We start from the raw sequence: 22,074 nt of genomic DNA, 5'->3' as shown, positions 1-22,074 counted from the left end.
CCACGGAACATGTCCGTGGGCCGTTGCTATTTTGGCGATTGGCTCGGGCGATCAGGCCGCGAAGTAGGCCTGCAGCGGGCGAACCACCAGGCTCCCCTTCTGAAGCGCCACGATGCCTTCAACAGCGGCAAGCGCGCCATCGATGGTCGTGTAGTAAGGGATCTTGGCGTAGAGCGCAGTGCGACGCAGGTCACGGCTGTCGCTGATCGACTTGAGCCCGTCGGTGGTGTTGATCACCAGCTGCACGCCGCCATTCTTCATCGAGTCCACGATATGCGGACGGCCTTCGAGCACCTTGTTGATCTTGGTCGCGGCAATGCCGTTCTCGACCAAGTACTTCTGGGTGCCGCCGGTCGCCAGGATGGTGAAGCCGCCTTCGACCAGATGACGGGCCATGTCGACGATGAGGGGCTTGTCCGCATCGCGCACCGAAATGAAGGCAGCGCCGGACTGCGGAACCTTGGAGCCCGCACCCATCTGCGACTTGGCGAAGGCCATGGCGAAATCGACGTCGAGGCCGATGACTTCGCCGGTCGACTTCATTTCCGGGCCAAGCACCGTGTCAACGCCGGGGAAGCGGTTGAACGGGAATACGGCTTCCTTGACAGCGATGTGGTCGAACTTGCGTTCGACGAGGCCGAAGCTGGCAAGGCTCTCACCGGCCATGATCCGCGAGGCGATTTTGGCGATGGGCTGGCCGATGACCTTGGCAACGAAGGGCACCGTGCGCGAGGCGCGGGGGTTGACTTCGAGCAGGTAGATCACGCCGTCCTTGTAGGCATACTGCACGTTCATCAGGCCGCCGACCTTGAGCGCGAAGGCGAGCTCGGTGGTCTGACGCTTGAGTTCTTCCAGCACTTCGGGCGAGAGCGTGCGGGTCGGCAGCGAGCAGGCGGAGTCGCCGGAGTGAATGCCGGCCTCTTCGATATGCTCCATGATGCCGGCAACGAACACGTCCTTGCCATCGCACAATGCGTCGACGTCGATTTCGGTGGCGCCCGAGAGGTAGCCGTCAAACAGCAGCGGGTTGTCGCTGAGGACCGAGTTGATCTGGCCGGTCCGGTCGTTGGGGTAGCGCTGCAGGATATCGGGCGGCACGAGGCCGGTCAGGGTGTCCTGTACATAGCGTTCGAACTCGTTGGCCGAGTGCACGATCGCCATAGCGCGGCCGCCCAGCACATAGGACGGACGGATGACCAGCGGGTAGCCGAGGCGTTCCGCAACCAGGCGAGCCTGCTCCAGCGAATAGGCAATGCCGTTCTTGGGCTGGGTCAGTTCCAGCTTGTTGAGAAGCTTGGAGAACAGGTCGCGGTCTTCGGCCAGGTCGATGGCGTCGGGCTGGGTGCCCAGGATCGGTACGCCAGCCTTCAGCACGGCTTCGGCAAGGTTCAGCGGGGTCTGGCCGCCGAACTGCACGATGACACCATGCAGGGTGCCGTTTTCCTTTTCCGTCATCAGGATTTCGATCACGTCTTCTTCGGTCAGCGGCTCGAAATAGAGGCGGTCCGAAGTGTCGTAGTCGGTCGAGACGGTTTCGGGATTGCAGTTGACCATGATGGTTTCATAGCCAGCTTCAGCCAGCGCGAAGGCGGCATGGCAGCAGCAATAATCGAACTCGATGCCCTGACCGATACGGTTCGGGCCGCCGCCGAGGATCACGACCTTCTTGCGATCGCTCGGACGCGCTTCATTGGCGACTTCGCCGGCGAAGGGGGCCTCATAGGTCGAGTACATATAAGCCGTCGGCGAAGCGAATTCGGCACCCGAAGTGTCGATGCGCTTGTAGGCCGGGCGCACCGAGAGATCGTGACGCAGCTTGCGCACGTCGGACGGCTTGAGGTTGGCCAACTGAGCCAGACGCTTGTCGGAGAAGCCCATGGCCTTGAGCGAACGCAGGTTTTGCGCGTCCTGCGGCAGGCCGAATTCACGCACCTTGGCTTCCATGTCGACGATGCCGCGCATCTGCTCGAGGAACCAGGGGTCGATCTTGCAGGCTTCGAAAATGTCTTCGTTGCTCACGCCCAGGCGCATGGCCTCGGCAACATGCAGCAGGCGATCGGGGGTCGGGGTGCCAAGGGCCGCCTTGATGGCGTTCTTGTCATCGCCTTCGCCGAGGCCGGGAATGCCGATCTCGTTGAGGCCGGTCAGGCCCGTTTCGAGCGAGCGCAAGGCCTTCTGCAGCGATTCCTGGAAGGTGCGGCCGATGGCCATGGCTTCACCGACCGACTTCATCGAGGTGGTGAGACGGTTGTCCGAGCCGGGGAACTTCTCGAAGGCAAAGCGCGGGATCTTGGTGACGACATAGTCGATGGTGGGCTCGAACGAGGCCGGGGTCATGCCACCGGTGATGTCGTTGTCCAGTTCGTCGAGGGTGTAGCCGACAGCCAGACGCGCCGCGACCTTGGCGATCGGGAAGCCGGTGGCCTTGGAGGCCAGCGCCGAAGAGCGCGACACGCGCGGGTTCATTTCGATCACGACCATGCGGCCGTCTGCCGGGTTGATGCCGAACTGCACGTTCGAGCCACCGGTTTCGACGCCGATCTCGCGCAGCACAGCCAGGCTGGCGTCGCGCATGATCTGATATTCCTTGTCGGTCAGCGTCAGGGCCGGCGCGACGGTGATGGAGTCGCCGGTATGGACGCCCATCGGATCGATGTTCTCGATCGAGCAGATGATGATGCAGTTGTCCTTCTTGTCGCGGACAACTTCCATTTCGTACTCTTTCCAGCCGAGCACGCTTTCTTCCACTAGCACTTCGTTGGTGGGGGAGGCGTCGATGCCGCTTTCGCAGATGGCCAGATATTCTTCGCGGTTATAGGCAATGCCGCCGCCGGTGCCGCCCAGGGTGAACGAGGGGCGGATGATGGCGGGCAGGCCGATCACTTCGAGCGCCTGCAGGGCTTCGATCGCGTTGTGCGCCAGCATGGAGCGGGGCGTTTCCAGCCCGATCTTCTTCATCGCGTCGCGGAACAGCTCGCGGTCTTCGGCCTTGTCGATGGCTTCGGCGGTGGCGCCGATCATCTCGACGCCGAACTTCTCCAGCACGCCCATCTTGCGCAGCGAGAGCGCGCAGTTGAGGGCCGTCTGGCCACCCATGGTCGGCAGCAGTGCGTCGGGACGTTCCTTTTCGATGATCTTGGCGACGACTTCCGGAGTGATTGGCTCCATGTAGGTCGCGTCGGCCAGATCAGGGTCGGTCATGATGGTGGCGGGGTTGGAGTTCACCAGAATGATCCGGTAGCCCTCTTCCTTCAGCGCTTTACATGCCTGAGTGCCCGAATAGTCGAACTCGCATGCCTGCCCGATGATAATCGGACCCGCACCGATGATGAGGATCGATTTGATGTCGGTACGTTTTGGCATGGGACTCGCTCAACTGTTGCAGACAGAGGGCGACAGGAAGAATCGCCCGGACAGCACCTGTCTCGCAGCAAACCGCACGGCAACTGAGCGCTGCTGGGCGGTGGTAGGTTCAGACATGGTGGTTAAGAGGGCTGTCTAACGGAGATAATCGCGAAAGGAAACCCCACTCCGGCGCTTCCAGCCATGCGTTTTTTGGCCGCCGCTGCCATGACAGGTCGGCTTGCGCAGGTTTCAGCCCGAAGCGGGTGCAGGAATGGATTTGACCAGGGCCACCATCTGGCTTTGCGTCCGCGTGTCGGTCTTGAGGAAGATTCGGGCCAGATAGGTCCGGGCCGAGCTGAAGCTGATGTTCATTTCGGCCGCAATGGCTCGCAAGGATTTGCCCTTGGCAAGGCCGGTGGCCAGCCGCGCTTCGGCGGGCGTCAGCCCGAGCAAAAGGGCCACGGCCTCGGTGGCGGCGACGGCACTGGGATCGGAGAGTGTGGTGACCACGAGGAAAAAGGCCGCACCGGCAAACATTTCACTAGCGACACGGCGCAGGGGCAGCAGCTGCATGGCGATCCGCTTGCCTGACGGCTGGGGCGGCAAAGCGATGGTGAGGCCCCGCCGCATATCCGGCTCGTTCGCCGAGAGCATGGCTTGCTGCAATTTGGCCTGTGCGCCCGGATCATAGAGGACAAGCCGATCTGATGTGCCAGCGCGGAACAGGTCGGTGCGGGCCTCGAACATCGGCGTCGCCTGCACCATGCGGCCGTCGGCCGTGAAAAGCGCCGCGCTCAGACCCAGTGCCGACAATGCGGCAATACTGGCTTCCGCCCGGACGCTGCCGAGGCGCGAGGCAATGTCGACCGACCTGGCCAGGTGCGGGTAGATGCCGTCCAGCGCTTTGATATCCCGCCGCTCGAAAGGCCCCGAACTGGCCATCCGGTCAAAGGCAAAGACGGCGATTTCGCCCGAGGCGGTATCGATCATCGTGCCGAGTTGGTCACCCAGCCCCTGTTGCTGCCAAAGGCGCAGTTCGGGCGAGGGCTGATCGGACTCATAATCGAAATACTGGCGAGCACTGACGAAACCGGTGAAGGGATGGGCGCGGAAATGCTGGATGCGGGTGCCCTGGCGCCAGGTGCTCTGGCTGAAGCTCTCGAGCGCGGCCTGCGACAGCCCGGTCCCAACACGGATCACCGGCCTGATGTCATCAAATATGATCAAATTTCCCGAAGCAGCATTGGAAAGAACGCTCAAATCTTCGATGATTTGTTGCCACAGGTCCGGTGCAAACGCGGCATCATAGATGCGATCCAGTAAATCGTCAGCCATGGCTGCTCCCGTAAGCGGGGGTTTAGCTGTCGACTTTGCCGGTTGTTACAATTCATGTCCAGCCAGCCTGGCAAGGCTGTGTTGATCGCTACGAGAGTCATCATTTGATGACTATGCGCCAGCAAGCATTCACGGCAGCCTGTGATAGGCGTCCTTGGGAGCCTGCGTAGGGGCACGTGGTGGAATACTCAAGTTTCAACCGAGGTCGGTACAGTTGGAGCGACTGGGCATCGCCGGCATCGTCGGGGGCGGCGATGCTGGTGCTGTTCCTGCTGGCGTGGTCGCCGGCGTCTGCCGGCGAGGTTTGCTTGATGGCCGGTATTGGTGTCGGCGGCGCGGAGGCGCCGGATGCCTTAAGCTTTTCTTGCGGTGTCAACGCTGGTTTCAGTAGTAGTGGCACTGGGCGAGCGGACATAGGCTACGGTGCGGGAGCCGGGGCGGACGGCAACAACTCGACAAACGTTGGCTTTGGCGCAGGAGCACTTGCGCAGGGCGACAGCAACACGGCAATCGGAACCCAGGCTGGGCAGGCGTTTGTCGGGACAGGCAATGTTGCACTGGGTTTTCAGGCCAACCGTTTCCTGGGTCTGCCTACGGTGAACAATAGCGTGGCTATCGGTACGCTGGCCATGGCGCGCACCGATGGCGCAATCGCGCTGGGTGCGGGCGCCGATGCGGCGCACACCAACTCCATAGCAATCGGGGCCGGGGTCCAGACGAGCCGCGCCAACCAGGTGGTGATCGGCGATGCATCGCAGACCTACTCTCTGGCCGGCATCGCCAGCGCGGCGAGCCGCGCGCAGCAGGTGGGTGATACTCGCCTAGTCACATCTGACGCCAATGGGAACGTGGCCACGTCCCTGTTCAGCACGCAGGACATGCTCAACACCATGAGCGCCGTGAACGGGCAGGCCGCGCAGATTGCGGCGCTCGACGGGCGGGTCACTGCGGTGCAAACCGAAGCACGACAGGGCATCGCCGCCGCAATAGCCATGTCCGCGCCGGCGGTGCCGTCGGCGCCGGGCCGGATGGCGTGGGGGATGAATGTCGGTCACTTCAACGGCGCTACGGCATTCGGCGGTTCGCTGGCCTACCGGTTTGAAACGTCCATGCCCTTGGTGCTTTCGGGCGGCTATTCCTATGGCGGCGGCGACAGCCATGCCGCTCGGCTCGGCCTGTCCGGCGAATTCTAGCTGCCATGAGATGGAAAATCCTGCCAGCCGTGCTGGCGCTGACACTACTGAGCGCCGGGGTGCGGGCTCAGGAAACGGCGGCTCAGGTCCAGCCCTACGATATTGATCGAAACGGCGTGCTGATGCTGGTGCGCTCCTCCCTCGTCGCGCTTGATCATGCCAACAAGACCGGGAATTACACCGTGCTGCGCGAGCTCGGAGCACCAGGCTTCCAGCGCAACAATGCTGCCGTGCTGGCCGAGGCGTTTTCCGCCCACCGTGCGGAAAAGCTCGATCTGGGTGGAGTTTTGGTCATCGAGCCACAGCTAACGCTGATGCCGCGGCTGGAAAATGGCATGCTGCACATGGCTGGATTTTTTCCCTCTGTGCCGGCGCAGGTCCATTTCGACATGCTGTTCGCGCCGGTCGATCGCAGCTGGAAGCTGACCGGTTTGTCGCTGGATATCTCCGAGGGTGGTCCGCTGGCGCCCGCCAGCGAGGCCGAGCCGGTGCCGGAGCCTCCTGCCAAGCCGCCGGAAGCACCGCGCCCCCAGGTCTTCCCGCTGCCGCGACCGCAATAACATGTCTGGCCGAAACTCTGGTTGGGGATCGGGCGCGCGTGTAAACTGGCCGGGCAAGTGCCAGGAGACGACCCATGTGCCGCAATATCAAGCCGCTGTTCAATTTTGAGCCACCCGCTACCGGCAACGAGATGCACGATGCGGCGCTGCAATTCGTGCGCAAGATTTCGGGATACAACGCGCCGTCGCGGGCCAACGAGGCGGCCTTTCACGATGCGGTGGAGGAGGTCGAGCGGGCGGTGCGCAAGCTTTTGGCCTCGCTTGAGACCCATGCTCCGCCGCGCGACCGCGAAGAGGTGGCTGCAAGGGCGCAGGCCAAAGCGCGGCTGCGCTACGGCACGGCCTGATGCCTACTCTTCCGGCTCCGTGCTAAACAGCAGCGGAAAGCCGCTTTGGCGGGCGAAGTCGGTGGCGCGCTTGGCTTTTTCTTCGGCAATTTCGCGAGTAAACACCGCCACCACGCAGACACCCTTGGTATGGGCGGTCAGCATGATCATGTTGGCCTGCGCTTCGGGCACGTGGAACTCGGCCTTGAGCAGCGCCACGACGAATTCGCGCGGCGTATAGTCATCGTTCAGCAGGATGACTTTGTGCAGCGGAGGCCGGGCAATCTTGGGCACGGTCTCGGTGCGATTTTTGGTGCTGGTATCGTTCATGCTCGCCTCCACGGCGAAGGGAAGCGCGGAACGAGCCGCGGCTCCATTCGACAGCGTGGCAACCTGGCTGGCGCGGGTCAAGAGCCTCGCGGTCTGTTGCAGCGTGCTCAGAGCTTGAGCTTGAAGCCCTCGTGGCTCTTGGCGAAGCCCAGCTTTTCATAGAAACGGTGCGCGTCGAGACGGACCTTGTTGGAGGTCAGCTGCACCATGCCACAGCCGCTCTGGCGACATACTTCGATCGCCCAGCGGACCATTTCGGTGCCAAGGCCAGTGCCGCGCTGGTCGGCCCGTATGTGCACGTTTTCGAGCAGGCCGCGCGTCATGCCAAACTGGTTGAGGCCGGGTACGGTGCTGATCTGAAGCGTGCCGACCACTTCGCCATTCCGTTCGGCGACGATCAGCCGCTGACGGGGATCGGCGTCGATTACTTCAAAAGCGGAGCGATAGCGCGGGTCATCGAGGGTTGCCGGATCGAGCGGTGGCGTGTCCTTGCCGCGGGCGTCGCCGGCATGGCTGAGCGTCAGGATCGTCTTGATGTCGGCCGGCGTTGCATCACGATAGGTCAGGGTCGTCATCTGGGTCTCTTCACGGCCGGCGTGGGGAAATCAGCTTTGCCAGTCCGAGCACCAAGAGTGCCACGATGGCCGGCGCAATGGCCAGCCAGGATTCTGCAGCCATCAGCGCCCCGGTGCCTGCCCACATGATCGAGGCAAAGGCTTCGCTGAGCGTGGCGGCGCGCGACGCGACCTGACGGCGGCGGAACATCGACCGTTTGGCGACCACACGGAACCACAGCTGAATTGCAGTGGCCGACCCTGCGGACAGCGCGGCGCACAGGGCAGTAATGAGCGCCATCTGCCACGATGACAGGGCCATCAGCAGCAGGAGTGGTGTCAGCACCACGCCGATCACCGTCAGCACAGCCTCGATCTTGGCAACGAGCACGGTGCGCGGCGAAACCGGCGCCGTCACGACCAGATCGTGTGCGTCCTCGCCCGATATGGCCAGCCAGGCGAGCCCGCCCGCCAGTTGTCCCGATGCCATGACCAGCACCGGCACCACGACGACGAAAGCTCCGGCGCTGCTGCCAAAGTTCATCCACATCAACAGGGCAGGCGGCACCAGGTAGAGGATTTGCATCAGCGTCTGTGACATCAGCCACGGATCGCGCTGCAGGAGCCGCCATTCCTTGAGGCGCAGGGCCTGGCGCTGCGAGACTGGCCGAAAGGGCCGGGCGGAGGGGCGGCGCTGACTGCGAATGTGGTTCAGGCCCGCTGCCGATATGGCGTGATGACCATAGCTGGACGCTGTGCCGGCGATGGTGATGGCCAGTGCTCCGAGGCCCACGGCGAGCACTGCCAGCAGCGCCGGAATCTCGCCCATGGCGGCCTTGGCGGGCAACCAGAGCAGGTTTCCCAGGTTGGGTGCAGCAGCGATCACGTCGGCCGATTGGAACAGCTGGAACCGGGACATGTTGCCGTAATAGATGATCGCGGCGGCCTGGATGCCGATGACGAAGCCAGCCCCCACCACGGCAGCCACGATCTGCGCGATCAGCCGGGTCTGCTTGGGTCCGACGATGCGGAACAGGGCAATAGTGATGCCGACGGCAATGGCAGTCGACAGGGCTCCCAGCGCCGCCAGCACGCCATAAGCGGCCAGCCATCTGGCACCGTCCAGAATGGCCAGCATATTGATCAGCGGACTGGCGAGGAGAGTCGTCAGCACGATGGTCGACAGCGCGACCGCGCCCGTTCGCACCGCGAATAGCCGCCGCGAGGAGGCGGGCGACGATAGGATCAGGTCGAGATCGGAGCGGGCGTAATAGACCCGCGTCACCGACTCCAGCGCCTGCGACAGCATCACGGTCCAGAACAGGGCCCCGGTCCCGGTCAGCATCACCATGGTCGCCTTGTCCGGGACAATGCCGTGCTGAACCCATGGAGCAACGAGCCCATAGGCCATCAGGTGCAGCAGCGCCACCACGATGGCGAGGAAGATCGCGAGTCCAACGCCGCGCGTGCGACGCCCCCCCGTCATCATGGCGACCCATTCGCGCCAGGCGAGATTGAGTTCGTGCCGGGCGAACCAGCTCAGCGATGCCGGTGCGAACCTCATGCGGCTTCGGTGCCCTCTGCCACGAGATCGAGGAAGATGTCTTCAAGGCTGGATTCCCGGCCAATGCGGGTCCGGAGCTCCGCCAGAGTGCCTTCGGCGATCAGCCGGCCATGGCTGATTACCCCGATGCGCTCGGCCATTCGCTCGGCGACTTCGAGAATGTGGGTGGTCATGATCACGGTGACGCCATCGCGCACCTTGCCCAGCAACACGTCCTTGACCTGCCGGGCCGAACCCGCGTCGAGTCCGGTCAGCGGTTCATCGAGGATGATCAGCTGCGGATCGTGCACCAGCGCTCCCGCCAGCGCCACCTTTTGCAGCATGCCCTTGGAAAAGCCGCCGCACAGCTCGTTGGCATGGGGCCGCAGGCCCAGCCAGTCGATCAGCTCATTGGCCTTGGCTTCCGCCTGCCGGCTGTCGATCTGCCAGAGCCCCGCGACGAATTCGAGATATTCGAGCGGGGTCAGCCGATCATAGACCATCGGCTCGTCCGATACCCAGGCGACGATGCGCTTGCCCGCGATCGGATCGCGCCGCGCGTCGATGCCAAAGATGGAGATGTCGCCGCCATCGGGCTGCAACAGCCCCGCGACCATGCGCAAGATGGTCGTCTTGCCCGCCCCATTGGGGCCGAGCAGGGCATAGAACTCGCCTGCCTTGATGGTCAGGTCCAGGTCGGCCACCACGGGCCGGTCAAAACTCTTGCTCAGGCGGGAAATGGCGAGGGCAGGGACCGTCATGGCATGGCTCCAGCAGAAAGTGTCGCCAGCCTAGCCCACCATGCCTTTCGCGCCAGTGAAGCGGCAGCGTTAAGATTCCGGTAAGCCCTAGCGCAGGCCCACCGGGTCCACCATGCCGGAATTGCAGCCGCCTTCAGTGGGGCTGGCCGCCGCAATCAGCCTGCCGAAATCGTCGGGGCCGGTGATTTCGCCGGTCAGGCCAATGGTCAGTTCGGTGATGATGGTGCGGTTGCCGTCAGGCGCGCAGGCCATGCGCACCCGCTCCCCCGCGCCGCGTCCGAACGAGGCATCAAAGGCCTCGCGCACCTGCCGCAGGGTAATCTTGCGCCCGATATTGCCCGCGAACAGCTCTGCCACCGCCGAGGTGTTCAGGGCCAGCATCATGTCGAGCGCGTCGGCGTAGTATTCCTCCTGCGACGTGCCGTAGCAGGTGCCGTGCTTGATCCACTCGTGGCGATCGAGTTGCGAGATGGCCCCGGGCATCACCTCGTCGAGTTCGTCGCGCAGGCCAGCGCTCAACCGCACCGGCGGCAGGTCGCGCCAATAGCCGGTCTCGCTGTCGCGCCGTTCGGCTGGCGTGACATTGCAATAGGCCCGGTCGCGGGGCTGCGGCCACAGACCATGCAGGGTGAAATTGGTCGCCTCGAAACTGTCGGCGGTCTGGGTCCGGCACTCGCGCTTGTTCGGGCTGGTTTCGCAGAAGGCGGGTTGCCAGTTGACCGCCAGGATATACTGCGTGCCGCGATAGGTCGGCGCGGGAACAGTCGGGGCTGGTTCGGCCACCTGGCCTTCCGCATCGGTCGCGCGGGTTCCGCAATCGACGGAGACCCAGCGCCGCTCAGGCTGCGCGCCGGGCACGGTGATCCACAAATGGGTGGGGCGGTCGGTATTGCCGGCGATCAGATCATAGGCCCGGCCGGGCACTGTCATCACGCCACCCGGATTGGTCTGGCGGTTGATCGACTGATAGGCGGGGCAGGCGGAAGTGGCGGTGAAATAGCCGCTCAGCGCCACCTCGGCCTGCGCAGGCAAGGCCGACAGAACGAGAGTGGCGAGGGCCAGCTTCCAGCGCAGCATGCGTCTTCCTCCACAAAACAACAGGGGAGCCCTATAGGCTCCCCCGCCAGATTGCCAGTCTAACCGCCTCAGAGTGCGATGCGATAGAGCCCGAAGCCGTCGGCATTGGTGTCGCCGGTTGCCTCGATCTTGACCGCGGTAACGTCGGCCAGATGTTCCGCGGCCTTTGGGCCGGTGGCGAACAGCACGGTGGTGTCGCCAATCGGGGCGAGGGACCAGTTGCTGTCGGCCGATGGGTTGATCGTGCCATTCTCGACGATGAATCGCACGATGATGTCGCGGTTGGTATCGGGCCCCTTGAACACAGTTACGGCTGGGCCGATGCCCGGGAAGGAGCCGCCGCCGCCAGCGCGATAGTTGTTGGTGGCGACGATGAACTTCTGCGCGGGGTCGATCGGCTTGCCATCATACATCAGGTCGACGATGCGGCTGGCGTCCGGGTTGGGCTCGGCCTTGCCATCCGCCGAGAAGCGCGACGGCTGCGTCAGGTCGATCTTGTAGGTCACGCCATCGATCACGTCGAAATTGTAGGACGGGAAGTCAGTGTTGATGAGTTCGGCGTCCTTGGCGCCTTTCTCGACCTGATTGAAAATTCCGGCCGACCGTTCGAGCCAGTTCTTGACGTCGGCACCGGTGATTTCGACCGCCTGGATGGTGTTGGGGTACAGATAGAGGTCGGCGACGTTCTTGATCGCCACCGGGCCCACCGGCACGTCGGTGTAATAGTCCGGGCCACCACGGCCACCGGCCTTGAATGGGGCCGCGGCCGACAGGATCGGCAGGCCTTCCCGCTCGGTGCCCTTCATCATCTGCGTGATGTACCAGGTCTGGGCCTGGCTCACGATCTGCACCGACGGATCATCGGCGACGAGCGCGAAATAGGAGTGCAGCGGGGCGGAGGTTTCCCCCACGGCGCGGCGTACATATTCCAGCGTTTCGTCGTGGTCGGCGTGGGCGGCGGCGGCCACTTCGGCTTCGTCGGCCACCAGGGCCTTCACCTTGCCGTCGACGCGCTCGAAGATCGGGCGGGCTTCGGAAGTGTGCGAGACGATGCTCCACTTGCCGTCGGCATCATGCTCGAGCAGCAGATCGACGAGGCCCATATGCGAGCCCCAGAACCCGGCCATAACCGCGGGCTTGCCGCTCAGCGTGCCGGCGGCGATGTCGGCGCCTTCGATGCCCTCATAGTCCGGGCCCGGGAACACCAGGTGGTGGTGGCCGGTCAACACTACGTCGATGCCATCCACGGCTGCCAGTTGCAGCGAGGCGTTTTCGGCACCCGGCCCCTGATCGGCAGCAATGCCGGAATGGGACATGGCCACGATGATATCGGCGCCTTCCTCTTTCATCTTCGGGACGTAGGCCTTGGCGGTCTCGACGATATCGCGCGTGTTGACCTTGCCCGTCAGGTGCGCGGCGTCCCAGGTCATGATCTGCGGCGGCAGGAAGCCGATGAGGCCGATCTTGATGGTCTTGGACGCGCCGGAGCCGTCGGTCAGCTCTTTTTCGACGATCAGGTAGGGGTCGATATAGGTGGTGTCGCCAAGCGGGTCGGCGGCCAGTTCGCCGCGCACCAGGTTGGATGACACAAAGGGGAAGTCTGCCCCGGCCAGCGCGGCGTCGAGATATTCAAGGCCATAGTTGAATTCGTGGTTGCCCAGCGTGGCGGCTTCGTAGCCCAGCGTATTCATGGCCGCGATGATGGGGTGAACGTTGTCCTCGAGGCCCTTCTCGTAAGCGATGTAGTCACCCATCGGATTGCCCTGGATGATGTCGCCGTTGTCGAGCAGCATCGAATTGCCGGCCTCAGCGCGGATGGCCTCGATGATCGACGCGGTCCGGGCCAGCCCCATGGTTTCGTTGGGGGCGTCGGCATAATAGTCATAGGGGAACACGGCGACATGCAGGTCGGTGGTCTCCATCAGGCGCAGGTGGGCCTGATTGGACTGGGCCAGCGCCGCAAAGGGGTGCATGGCCGCCATGGCGCCGACACTGGCGGAGCCCGCCAGAAAGGTGCGCCGCGAGATCTTCGGCAAGAAGTTCATTGGGTCGTCTCCCTGAAGTGTTCAGTTTTTTCTAACCAAACGCCGGGGGCGATAGGTGCTCCCGGGTGATGGGCCAGCTGGCCCGGCAATTCTCGCTCCAGTCACGAAGCGTGCATGCTCATGCCGCCCGCAGGTGACGTTGGGATGACGGCGGCGGCATGACGCTATGAAGTTTTGACCGGCTGGTCAATTTGTGACGGTTGCGGCCCTCGCCACCGTCCATCAGCGGCACCCCACAAGCCCGAGCGTATTGGTGGACGGCATGGTTTCCGGCCTTCGCTGGAATGAACCGGGTGTGTTCTACGGCCCTGGGAAATAGCCACCAACCCTCACCACCCACCATGTCACCCGGCCTTGAGCCGGGGCCCATCTCGAGATCGCGCGGCTCCCCACATCTCAGGATGGATCCCGGCTCAAGGCCGGGATGACCCCGCATTTGGCGAGCCAATGGCCCCCACTTGTCCCCTTTATCCCCGTCCCTAAAAGCTCATGCCACTATCAGATTACCTTCCACACCAGCGGGGCTGCGCGAGCCAGCTTGTGGGGGCAGGTGGGGAGACCGTGGTTCGCGCTGGTCTCGGGTTGAGCGGATGCACCTGTCGCAACCGGGGGTTCCGCCTGCCACAAAACCCATCGCAATGCGGCGAGGCGTGCCTCGCTACTTAAAATACCATGAGGCCCGTCTCGCCGCATGCCGCATCTCCCAAACCGGTCGGGCCCAGTGGCCGTCCGGTGCAAAGTCACGTCCTACGGAACCGATTTGCTTCGCTTCGCCTTGTTGCTAGGTTGGGCGGAACTGGAGAAGACCTCAATGAAGTGGCGTGGACGTGAGCAGAGTTCCAACATCGATGACCGGCGAGGACAGGGCGGCGGTGGACTTGGCGGGATGGGCGGCAATCCGTTCGGACGGGGCGGTGGGGGCATCCGCATTCCCACGGGCGGCAGTGGCTCGCGCGGCGGCATCGGCAGCCTTGTCGGCCTCGTCGTGGTGCTCGGCCTGATCTGGGTCGTCACCGGCACCAACCCGCTCGATCTGCTGAGCGGCAATCCCACATCCACGCAGACCTCGCGTTCATCGAGCCAGGTGCCGACGACGGGCGAGCAGGCCGAATTGCGCGATTTCGTCGGCGTCGTCGTCAAGGAAACCGAGGACCTGTGGACGGAAGTGTTCCAGCAGTCGGGCGGCCAGGACTATCCGGAGCCCACCGTGGTGCTGTTCACCAATCAGGTGAATACCGCCTGTGGTGCGGCCGATTCGAGCACCGGCCCGTTTTATTGCCCGGGCGATCAGAAGGTTTATATCGACCTTACCTTCTACGATCAGCTGCGGGACCAGTTCGGGGCGCCGGGCGACTTTGCCCAGGCCTATGTGCTGGCGCATGAAGTGGGCCACCACGTCCAGAATATCACCGGCGTGCTGCCCGCTTTCAACCAGCGCCGCGCCAGCATGAGCCAGGAGCAGGCCAACGCATATTCGGTGCGGGTCGAGTTGCAGGCCGATTGTTACGCGGGCGTATGGGCCAATTATGCCGGCCAGGAAGACCTGCTGGACAATGGCGACTTTGAAGAGGCCCTCAATGCCGCCGAGCAGATTGGCGACGATACGCTGCAGAAGCGCATGCAGGGCTTCGCCGTGCCCAAGACCTTCAATCACGGCACATCGGCGCAACGCAAGACGTGGTTCGAGCGCGGCTACACCACGGGCAATCCGGGCGACTGCGACACGTTTTCAGGCAATGTCTGACTGAAAACAAAAAGGCAGCCGAACCTGGGTTCGGCTGCCTTTTCAATTGGGATCGAAGCGCTTAGGCGGCAGGCGCGACGTGCTCGGGAACCAGTTCCAGGCCCTTCTGGGCGCGGACGTGGTTCAGGAACCGCGTGAACAGGTAGTGGCTGTCGCGCGGGCCGGCGCTGGCCTCAGGATGGTACTGCACCGAGAAGATCGGCTTGCCTTCGACGCTCAGGCCGGCATTGGAGCCGTCAAACAGCGAGATATGGGTCTCGACGACGCCAGCGGGCAGGGATTCCTTGTCGACCGCAAAACCGTGGTTCATCGAGGTGATCTCGACCTTGCCGGTGGTCAGATCCTTGACCGGATGGTTGGCGCCGTGATGGCCCTGATGCATCTTCGAGGTGGTAGCGCCCAGCGCACGGCCGAGCAGCTGGTGGCCAAGGCAGATGCCGAACAGCGGCTTGCCGGTTTCCATCAGCGCCTGGATGGTGGGCACGGCATAGACGCCGGTCGCCGCCGGATCGCCAGGGCCGTTCGACAGGAAAACGCCATCAGGATTGTGCGAGAGCACATCGGCGGCCGTTGCCGTCGCGGGCAGCACGGTTACCTTGGCGCCCTGATCGGCGAGGCAACGCAGGATATTGCGCTTGGCACCATAGTCGATTGCGACGATGTGGAAGTCGGGCTTGTCGAGCTTGCCGTAGCCCTTGTTCCATTCCCAGCTGGTTTCGTCCCAGTGATAGGTCTGGGCGGTGGTGACTTCCTTGGCGAGGTCGAGGCCGACCAGGCCGGGGAACGCCGCCAGCTCGGCCTTGATCGAGGCTTCGTCGAAATGGCCGGTATCGGAATGGGCGATGACGCCGTTCGGCATGCCATGCTCGCGAATCTGGGCGGTCAGGGCGCGGGTGTCGATACCGGTGATGCCGATGATGTTGCGCTTCTTGAGCCAGGCATCGAGCTTTTCAACGGCGCGGTAATTGGACGGGTTGGTGATGTCGGCCTTCAGCACGACACCGCGGACGCCGGACAGAGCAGCCATGTTGACCGTCTCGATGTCTTCGTCGTTGGTGCCCACATTGCCGATATGGGGGAAGGTGAAGGTGATGATCTGGCCCGCATAGGACGGGTCGGTCAGCACTTCCTGGTAGCCGGTCATGGTGGTGTTGAAGCAGACTTCGCCAGCGGCATGACCGATAGCACCGATTCCGCGGCCTTCCAGACGCGTGCCATCTGCCAGGATCAGAAGTGCGGTCGCGGGGGATTGTTGCCAGCCGGTCACGGTGGGTCTCCAGGGTTTTCGATGATGTCGATTGAGGCTTCCCTTTAGAAGCCCATGAACGGCAGCGCAAGTGCCAAGGCCGTGATGTTACGTTTATATAGGGTGCCAGCACGCAATTTTTAGAGCGGAGTGGCTTTTGATCGAACGCCACTATCGCCCGTGACTATGCAAGAATGGTCGTGATCGTTATCGAACGGAGTGACGATGCCGCAATGGCATCAGCTCCAATGAAAAAGGCTAGCATCATGCGCGAACAGTTCAGCGAAGAGCTCAAACTGGCCCTCAAGGCCCGCGATCAGCGGCGCACAGCCACGATCCGCGCGATCACCGCCGCGATCAAGGACAAGGACATCGCCATCCGCCTTGAAAATCGTGGCCCCGCGACCAATGAGGAAATCCTGGCCATCGTGCAGAAGATGGTCAAGCAGCGCGAAGAGAGCTTTGCCATCTACGCCCAGGCAGGCCGCGCCGATCTGGCGACGGTGGAAAAGGAAGAGATCGACATCCTCAACGAGTTCCTGCCCAAGGGGCTGACCGAGGAAGAAGTTGACGCAGCGATCGTGGCCGCCATTGCCTCGACCGGCGCCGAAGGCCCCAAGGACATGGGCAAGGTCATTGCGCAGCTCAAGGTCGACTATCCGGGCCGGATCGACTTCGGCAAGGCCAGCGGCAAGGTGCGCGCAGCGCTGGCCGGCTAGGTCAGGCGATCAGGCGAAGGGAGGCGGTGTCGACGCGATTGCGGCCGTTGCCCTTGGCCTTGTAGAGCGCGCCGTCGGCGCGGCTGAGCACCGAGGAAAAGGATTCGCCCTCGTTGCTGGTGGCAACGCCGACGCTCACGGTAGCATGCAGCGCCTCGCCGAGCAGGCGCACGGGCCCGCTGTCGAGATCGGATCGAATGCGCTCGGCGATCGCCTTGGCTTGGTCGATGCTCATCACCGGCAGGATGGCGCAGAACTCCTCGCCGCCAATGCGGGCGACGGGATCCTCGGGACGAACCGACCTGCCGATGATCCCGGCGAAATGCTTGATCACCGCGTCGCCCGCGGCATGGCCCTGGCGATCGTTGATCTGCTTGAAATGGTCGATATCGAACATCAATACCGCGGTGCCGGCGGGCAGGGTGGCGGCCTCGAAGCGATCGAACAGGGCGCGACGGTTGAGCAAGCCGGTCAGTTGATCGGTCAGTGCTTCCTCGCGATGGCGTTGAGTGGCGCGCAGCTGATTGAGCGTCAGCGAGAGGGCGCCAATGCCGGTGATGCCGATGATGTTCATCAGCGAATTGAACTGCTCGGCCCAGTTATTCGGTGGGGCGGCGAGCACAAACTGACCTTCGATCAACGGTATGACGCCGCAGGCTACAAACGACAGGCCGGTCACGCCATAGATCAGGGCATTGGTGGATAGCAGCAGCGGCGCTTCGGCGCGGATCGCCAGATACTGGTAGCCTGAAAGCAGGATGAACAGGGCGCAGGAGAAGTTGAGCGCGATGAGGCTCAGGCCATTGTAGCCCATCAGCAGTGGCGTGAGGGTGGCGATGGTCGTGCCGAGCCAAAGGCCGATGACCAGGGTGCGATTGGCCTGGCCCAGCCGGAACTGGGTCGCGGCAGCGTAAATAAGCGCCATGGCAAGAATCAGAAACGACCAGGCTGGAAGCTGTATCGCGAGGTCGAAGCGGTCGCCACGCAGGCCCAGAATAGCCAAGCCGATCATGGCAAACGCCATGCCGCTGACCCAGCTTACCAGATAGGCGTCTTTCCGGTCCTGCATCCAGTTGATCAGCAGGGTGACCAGCAAAGTGCAGCCCGAGAAGCCAACCGCAATTAACAAAGTGGCGTTGTCTATCATCGTCGGTTCCGCAGTTTTCCGGGCTGGCCCCAGTATGGAGCATTCGGCGGAACGAAGTGTTGCGGTTCTGGACTTAGATACTTGATAGTGACCAAATCGTTACTTGGTCGCCTGCCTTACTCTGCCGGCTGCCCGACTATGCCTTCGGTACGGCGCTCCAGCCAGAACGAATAGATGGCGACTAGCAGGGCGACAGCCAGCGACGCGGTGCCGATCAGGGCGAGGTTCTGATAGCCAAACCCGTTTGCCAGCAGGGTTCCGCCCAGAATGGCGCCGATGGCGATGCCGATATTGAAACCGGCGGGGATGAGCGCCGACGCGAGATTGGGGGCATCGCCCGCCCAGGCCAGTACGCGCGACTGCACCGGCGAGCCAAAGGCAAAGTTCATGCCGCCCCAGAAAACCACGGCAATGGCCATGACGACGGGGTAGGGGCTGACAAAGTAAACGGCGAGGAAGCCCACCGTCTGCACGCAGAGGATGCCGATCAGCGAGGGCATCAGCTTCCAGTCGGCCAGCCGGCCGCCGATGAACACGCCGATCGTCGAGCCAACGCCATAAAGCAGCAGGACCCAGGGGAGGGCGCCTTCTTCAAGGCCAGTCACTTCGAGCAGCAGGGGCGCGATATAGGTGAACAGGCTGTACTGACCGATCATCACCAGGATGACGATGATCAGCGACGTCACGATCTGCTGGCGGGCCAGCGCCTTGAACTCGCGCCGGAAGCTGCCGCTGGTGCCGGTCTCTTCGCTGCGCGAGGGCATGAAGGCAGCAACGGCCAGGGTTGCGACAAGCGCCAAAGCGGCCACACCCCAGAAAGTCGCGCGCCAGCCGAATGCCGTACCGATGGCGGTGCCGGCCGGAACACCCAGAATATTGGAAACTGTGAGGCCCGAGAGGATGAGCGCTACGGCAAAACCGCGTTTTTCGGCCGGCACCAAGCTTACCGCGACGATGGCCGCGATGCCAAAATAGGTGCCGTGCAGAACCGAAACGAAGACGCGCGCAGCGAGCAGCAGCTCGAAATTGGGCGCGATGGCGCACAGGACCTGCCCGATCGTGAAGGCGGCGCCCAGCAGCAGAATTAAGGTCTTGCGCGGCATTTTTTTGGTGGCGACGGCGATCAGGGGCCCGCCTATGGCGATACCGATGGCATATCCCGTCACCAGATAGCCGGCGATCGGGATCGAGACGCCCAGCCCCGTGGCGACGTCGGGCAAAACTCCGGCGATAACGAACTCGGCCGTGCCGAAAGCGAAGGCAGCCAGAAACAATGCGAAAAGGGGTAGGGACATAATAAACCGCCGACGCGGACCTCGGTAAAGGCGGGTTAAGAGCACCGTTCGCCCCGCACTGCAATGAACAATACGCCGGACCGGCTATAGAAAAACTAAAGCCAGCTGTGACTTGGCAGCGCTGCTGGCTCGGTTAAGGTGCTGGTGTGAGGCAAGTACCCTTGGAGGGGACGGGATGGCAGTTTCGGGGAATACGAAGAAGCGATTTGCTTTGGCGACAGGCCTGCGAGGCCTGTTCATGTTGTTGGCAGGTATCTACGCGATCATCTGGCCGACGGATGCGCTGACGGTCATGGTCCTGGCCCTGGGCATCATGCTGATTATCGAAGGCGTCTTTGGGCTGTGGAATCTGACCTTTGGCGGCGGCACCAGCCCGAACTACTGGCTCAATATCGTCGGACATGTCCTGTCACTGTTCATTGGTATCATGATCCTGGTCCTTCCGATCCTTGCGACGGTCATGGTTGCAAGCTTCGGGTCGTCCCTGTTCGGACTTGGAGCGCTGTTCTTCGGCCTGTTTCAGATCGTGACGGTCTGGCGTGAGCGGGACCTCTATGTGCGGATCTGGCCGGTGGTCCTTTCGGGCATCGCGTATGTGCTGCTTGGGTTGGTGATGGTTTTCTTCCCGCTGCTGGCCGCCTCGGCCGGCATGATTGTCGGCGGCATCCTGCTGGTGTTCCTGGCGATCGGCCTGCTCGGCTTTGCATGGCAGCTCTACCAGAGCAGCAGGACCGCCTGACGCCCTGTGAACAGCCGGGATAAGTGCGTGCATGGGGTGACGTCGACGCATTAAATGCCTAGGTACATCCCATGCGCTTTACCGACCAGTTCCTGGATGAAATCCGTCAACGCCTGCCGATTACGCAGGTCGTGGGCGAACACGTCATGTGGGACAAGCGCAAGAGCCAGCCCGGCAAGGGCGACATGTGGGCCTGCTGCCCATTCCATGGCGAAAAAAGTCCCAGTTTTCATGCTGACGACCGGCGCGGCATCTACCACTGCTTCGGCTGTGGGGTCTCCGGTGATCACTTCCGGTTCCTGACCGAAAAGGCCGGGATGAGCTTCCCAGAGGCGGTGGAAAAGCTCGCGGGCATGGCCGGCGTGCCAATGCCGGCGCGTGATGAGCGGGCCGAAAAGCGCGAGGCCGAACGTCGCACGCTGATCGATGTGATGGAACTGGCGACCAAGTACTTTGAAGCCGCACTACAGCACAATATTGGCGCGCGAGCGCGCGGCTACCTGTTCGACCGTGGCGTAACCCTGCAGAGCCAGACCCGCTTCCGCATCGGCTTCGCGCCAGATAGTCGCAACGGGCTCAAGGAGCATCTGGCGCAAAACGGCGTGTCGGCGCAGGACATGATCGACACCGGACTTGTGGCGTCGCGCGATGGCGACCCGCTGACCTATGACCGGTTCCGCAACCGCGTGATGTTTCCCATCACCGATTTCCGCGGCCGCGTGATTGCGTTTGGCGGACGGGCTCTGTCGGCAGACGTTCCGGCCAAGTATCTCAACTCACCAGAGACCGAGCTCTTTTCCAAGCGCCGCACGCTGTATAACGGGCAGGCGGCCCGGCAGGCGGCGCGGGACGGCAGCACGGTCATCGTGGTTGAGGGTTATCTCGACGTCATTGCCTCGGTCATGGCGGGCTTTGAAGGGGCAGTGGCGCCGCTCGGCACGGCAATGACCGAAGAGCACCTGCAAATGCTCTGGCAGATGACCCCGGACCCTGTTTTGTGCTTCGACGGCGACAAGGCAGGACTCAAGGCGGCCGAGCGCGCCGCCGATATCGTGATGCCCCATCTCAAGCCGGGCTATACGGTGCGCATCGCTACCCTGCCAGAAGGCCAGGACCCTGATGACCTGATCAAGGCGCAGGGGCGTGGCGCCTTTGCCGATGTGATCGATCGGGCACGCAGCCTGTCCGATGTAGTCTGGAGCATGGAGACCGGCGGGCTGGTTCCGGAGACGCCGGAGGCGCGCGCGGCGCTGCAGGCCCGTTTGCGCGAGCGTGCCAATTCGATCCAGGACAGCTCGGTGCGCTTTCATTACGCGCAGGCGTTTGACGAGAAACTACGCGCCTTCCTGGCGCCGGTGCGCCAGAACCGGTTCGAGCCGCGCGGCGGACAGCAGCGCTACGGCCAGAGCGGCGCCTATGGCTATCCCGGCAAGGGCACGCCGCGGCTGGTGGTTTCGGACACTTTGCGCAATTCACGCCTGCTCAAACCGGGCTCGATGGCCGACGCGACCCCGCGCGAGGCGGCGATCATCCTCAGCCTCGTCAATCACCCGGCTTTGGTCGATGAAAAGTTCGAGGCGCTGGCGTCGCTCGACTTTGAAACCCCCGCTGCGCAAAAAGTGATGGGCGAGATCATGAACCTCGTCGTGCGCCATCACGACATCTCCGCCGATGACCTCAAGGCAGCGCTCGGCGCCCGGGGGCACGGGGCTGCGCTCGATCGGATGAATGATCTGCTCAACCGCCAGGGCGTGTGGCAGATCGCCTCGGAGATCGCTTTGGTCGACGCCGAGACCGGATTGAGTCACGCGCTGGCCTTGCATAACAAGAAAGTTCAGCTAAATAGGGAACTCAAGGCAGCCGAAGCGGCGCTGGGCGAAGACCCGAGCGAAGAAACCTTTGAAAGGCTGCGGGACATCAAGAACCAGATTACCACTGTCGATGGCACAGAGGCATTGATCGAAGGATTTGGTTCGTTATCGGGACGCGCGACACGCAGCTTTTAGAGAGCAGACTCTAAAGGGCAGCGGGTTCGCGCGATTTTGCATATGGCAATGTGCAAAAAATAAGCCGAGGCGAACCGGTCGCTATTCAGAGCGTTAACTCTTGAGTGAC

Annotated in this window: 18 protein-coding genes; 7 read left to right on the top strand and 11 right to left on the bottom strand. The window is 63.0% G+C overall.

What is annotated here, in order from left to right; all coding sequences use genetic code 11:
* Positions 1–51: 51 nt before the first annotated feature.
* Positions 52–3,363 (bottom strand): carbamoyl-phosphate synthase large subunit, encoded by a 3,312-nt coding sequence (gene carB / locus ACZ5WT_RS01400; RefSeq protein ID WP_464285602.1) that lies wholly within the window; start codon positions 3,361–3,363, stop codon positions 52–54.
* A gap of 231 nt (positions 3,364–3,594) precedes the next feature.
* Positions 3,595–4,680: a helix-turn-helix transcriptional regulator gene (locus ACZ5WT_RS01395; RefSeq protein ID WP_464285601.1), complete on the bottom strand. Its 1,086-nt coding sequence runs from the start codon at positions 4,678–4,680 to the stop codon at positions 3,595–3,597.
* A gap of 254 nt (positions 4,681–4,934) precedes the next feature.
* Here ACZ5WT_RS01395 and ACZ5WT_RS01390 point away from each other — a divergent pair, with 254 nt between their 5' ends.
* The 3 genes from ACZ5WT_RS01390 (at position 4,935) to ACZ5WT_RS01380 (ending at position 6,780) form a co-directional block, all read left to right on the top strand.
* Positions 4,935–5,873 carry a hypothetical protein gene (locus tag ACZ5WT_RS01390; RefSeq protein ID WP_464285600.1) on the top strand — a complete coding sequence of 313 codons (939 nt, stop codon included), beginning with the start codon at positions 4,935–4,937 and terminating at the stop codon, positions 5,871–5,873.
* A gap of 5 nt (positions 5,874–5,878) precedes the next feature.
* A complete protein-coding gene (locus ACZ5WT_RS01385) occupies positions 5,879–6,433 on the top strand; it encodes a hypothetical protein (protein ID WP_464285599.1) in 555 nt (184 codons plus the stop codon).
* 74 nt (positions 6,434–6,507) lie between these two features.
* Positions 6,508–6,780 carry a DUF2277 domain-containing protein gene (locus tag ACZ5WT_RS01380; RefSeq protein ID WP_464285598.1) on the top strand — a complete coding sequence of 91 codons (273 nt, stop codon included), beginning with the start codon at positions 6,508–6,510 and terminating at the stop codon, positions 6,778–6,780.
* Between the two features lie 3 nt (positions 6,781–6,783).
* On the opposite strand, the gene clpS is transcribed toward ACZ5WT_RS01380, so the two are convergent.
* From clpS to ACZ5WT_RS01350, 6 genes are all read right to left on the bottom strand, one after another.
* Positions 6,784–7,089, bottom strand: a complete 306-nt coding sequence (gene clpS, locus ACZ5WT_RS01375) for an ATP-dependent Clp protease adapter ClpS (protein ID WP_464285597.1) — start codon at positions 7,087–7,089, stop codon at positions 6,784–6,786.
* A gap of 107 nt (positions 7,090–7,196) precedes the next feature.
* Positions 7,197–7,664, bottom strand: coding sequence for an N-acetyltransferase family protein (locus tag ACZ5WT_RS01370; protein ID WP_464285596.1), 468 nt, complete (start codon positions 7,662–7,664; stop codon positions 7,197–7,199).
* Between the two features lie 10 nt (positions 7,665–7,674).
* Positions 7,675–9,207, bottom strand: coding sequence for a permease (locus ACZ5WT_RS01365; protein WP_464285595.1), 1,533 nt, complete (start codon positions 9,205–9,207; stop codon positions 7,675–7,677).
* Complete coding sequence (locus ACZ5WT_RS01360) at positions 9,204–9,947, bottom strand: ABC transporter ATP-binding protein (RefSeq protein WP_464285594.1); 744 nt, start codon at positions 9,945–9,947, stop codon at positions 9,204–9,206. The genes ACZ5WT_RS01365 and ACZ5WT_RS01360 overlap by 4 nt, the downstream gene beginning before the upstream one ends.
* Positions 9,948–10,034: 87 nt before the next feature.
* Complete coding sequence (locus tag ACZ5WT_RS01355) at positions 10,035–11,024, bottom strand: ribonuclease T2 family protein (protein ID WP_464285593.1); 990 nt, start codon at positions 11,022–11,024, stop codon at positions 10,035–10,037.
* 68 nt (positions 11,025–11,092) lie between these two features.
* Complete coding sequence (locus tag ACZ5WT_RS01350; RefSeq protein ID WP_464285592.1) at positions 11,093–13,069, bottom strand: bifunctional 2',3'-cyclic-nucleotide 2'-phosphodiesterase/3'-nucleotidase; 1,977 nt, start codon at positions 13,067–13,069, stop codon at positions 11,093–11,095.
* An 811-nt stretch (positions 13,070–13,880) separates the two neighbouring features.
* Here ACZ5WT_RS01350 and ypfJ point away from each other — a divergent pair.
* Positions 13,881–14,813 (top strand): KPN_02809 family neutral zinc metallopeptidase, encoded by a 933-nt coding sequence (gene ypfJ, locus ACZ5WT_RS01345; RefSeq protein ID WP_464285591.1) that lies wholly within the window; start codon positions 13,881–13,883, stop codon positions 14,811–14,813.
* Positions 14,814–14,874: 61 nt separating this feature from the next.
* On the opposite strand, the gene carA is transcribed toward ypfJ, so the two are convergent.
* On the bottom strand, positions 14,875–16,080 hold the full coding sequence (gene carA, locus ACZ5WT_RS01340) for a glutamine-hydrolyzing carbamoyl-phosphate synthase small subunit (protein WP_464285590.1): 1,206 nt from the start codon (positions 16,078–16,080) through the stop codon (positions 14,875–14,877).
* A gap of 242 nt (positions 16,081–16,322) precedes the next feature.
* Between carA and ACZ5WT_RS01335 the strand changes: the two genes are divergently transcribed.
* On the top strand, positions 16,323–16,778 hold the full coding sequence (locus tag ACZ5WT_RS01335) for a GatB/YqeY domain-containing protein (RefSeq protein ID WP_464287135.1): 456 nt from the start codon (positions 16,323–16,325) through the stop codon (positions 16,776–16,778).
* A gap of 1 nt (position 16,779) precedes the next feature.
* Here ACZ5WT_RS01335 and ACZ5WT_RS01330 read toward each other — a convergent pair whose 3' ends face one another.
* A complete protein-coding gene (locus tag ACZ5WT_RS01330) occupies positions 16,780–17,925 on the bottom strand; it encodes a GGDEF domain-containing protein (protein ID WP_464285589.1) in 1,146 nt (381 codons plus the stop codon).
* A 116-nt stretch (positions 17,926–18,041) separates the two neighbouring features.
* On the bottom strand, positions 18,042–19,220 hold the full coding sequence (locus ACZ5WT_RS01325; protein ID WP_464285588.1) for an MFS transporter: 1,179 nt from the start codon (positions 19,218–19,220) through the stop codon (positions 18,042–18,044).
* 238 nt (positions 19,221–19,458) lie between these two features.
* On the opposite strand from ACZ5WT_RS01325, the gene ACZ5WT_RS01320 reads away from it, so the two are divergent.
* Complete coding sequence (locus ACZ5WT_RS01320; protein WP_464285587.1) at positions 19,459–19,959, top strand: HdeD family acid-resistance protein; 501 nt, start codon at positions 19,459–19,461, stop codon at positions 19,957–19,959.
* Positions 19,960–20,030: 71 nt separating this feature from the next.
* A complete protein-coding gene (gene dnaG, locus ACZ5WT_RS01315) occupies positions 20,031–21,965 on the top strand; it encodes a DNA primase (protein WP_464285586.1) in 1,935 nt (644 codons plus the stop codon).
* The last annotated feature ends 109 nt before the right edge of the window (positions 21,966–22,074 follow it).

Source organism: Devosia sp. T2-14, from assembly GCF_055397495.1.
This window is presented reverse-complemented; position numbering and strand designations above follow the sequence as displayed.

Bases quoted from the DNA above. Each gene is read 5' to 3' on its own strand.
- carB (WP_464285602.1), bottom strand. From the start codon at position 3,363: ATGCCAAAACGTACCGACATCAAATCGATCCTCATCATCGGTGCGGGT.
- ACZ5WT_RS01395 (WP_464285601.1), bottom strand. From the start codon at position 4,680: ATGGCTGACGATTTACTGGATCGCATCTATGATGCCGCGTTTGCACCG.
- ACZ5WT_RS01390 (WP_464285600.1), top strand. From the start codon at position 4,935: ATGCTGGTGCTGTTCCTGCTGGCGTGGTCGCCGGCGTCTGCCGGCGAG.
- ACZ5WT_RS01385 (WP_464285599.1), top strand. From the start codon at position 5,879: ATGAGATGGAAAATCCTGCCAGCCGTGCTGGCGCTGACACTACTGAGC.
- ACZ5WT_RS01380 (WP_464285598.1), top strand. From the start codon at position 6,508: ATGTGCCGCAATATCAAGCCGCTGTTCAATTTTGAGCCACCCGCTACC.
- clpS (WP_464285597.1), bottom strand. From the start codon at position 7,089: ATGAACGATACCAGCACCAAAAATCGCACCGAGACCGTGCCCAAGATT.
- ACZ5WT_RS01370 (WP_464285596.1), bottom strand. From the start codon at position 7,664: ATGACGACCCTGACCTATCGTGATGCAACGCCGGCCGACATCAAGACG.
- ACZ5WT_RS01365 (WP_464285595.1), bottom strand. From the start codon at position 9,207: ATGAGGTTCGCACCGGCATCGCTGAGCTGGTTCGCCCGGCACGAACTC.
- ACZ5WT_RS01360 (WP_464285594.1), bottom strand. From the start codon at position 9,947: ATGACGGTCCCTGCCCTCGCCATTTCCCGCCTGAGCAAGAGTTTTGAC.
- ACZ5WT_RS01355 (WP_464285593.1), bottom strand. From the start codon at position 11,024: ATGCTGCGCTGGAAGCTGGCCCTCGCCACTCTCGTTCTGTCGGCCTTG.
- ACZ5WT_RS01350 (WP_464285592.1), bottom strand. From the start codon at position 13,069: ATGAACTTCTTGCCGAAGATCTCGCGGCGCACCTTTCTGGCGGGCTCC.
- ypfJ (WP_464285591.1), top strand. From the start codon at position 13,881: ATGAAGTGGCGTGGACGTGAGCAGAGTTCCAACATCGATGACCGGCGA.
- ACZ5WT_RS01330 (WP_464285589.1), bottom strand. From the start codon at position 17,925: ATGATAGACAACGCCACTTTGTTAATTGCGGTTGGCTTCTCGGGCTGC.
- ACZ5WT_RS01325 (WP_464285588.1), bottom strand. From the start codon at position 19,220: ATGTCCCTACCCCTTTTCGCATTGTTTCTGGCTGCCTTCGCTTTCGGC.
- ACZ5WT_RS01320 (WP_464285587.1), top strand. From the start codon at position 19,459: ATGTTGTTGGCAGGTATCTACGCGATCATCTGGCCGACGGATGCGCTG.
- dnaG (WP_464285586.1), top strand. From the start codon at position 20,031: ATGCGCTTTACCGACCAGTTCCTGGATGAAATCCGTCAACGCCTGCCG.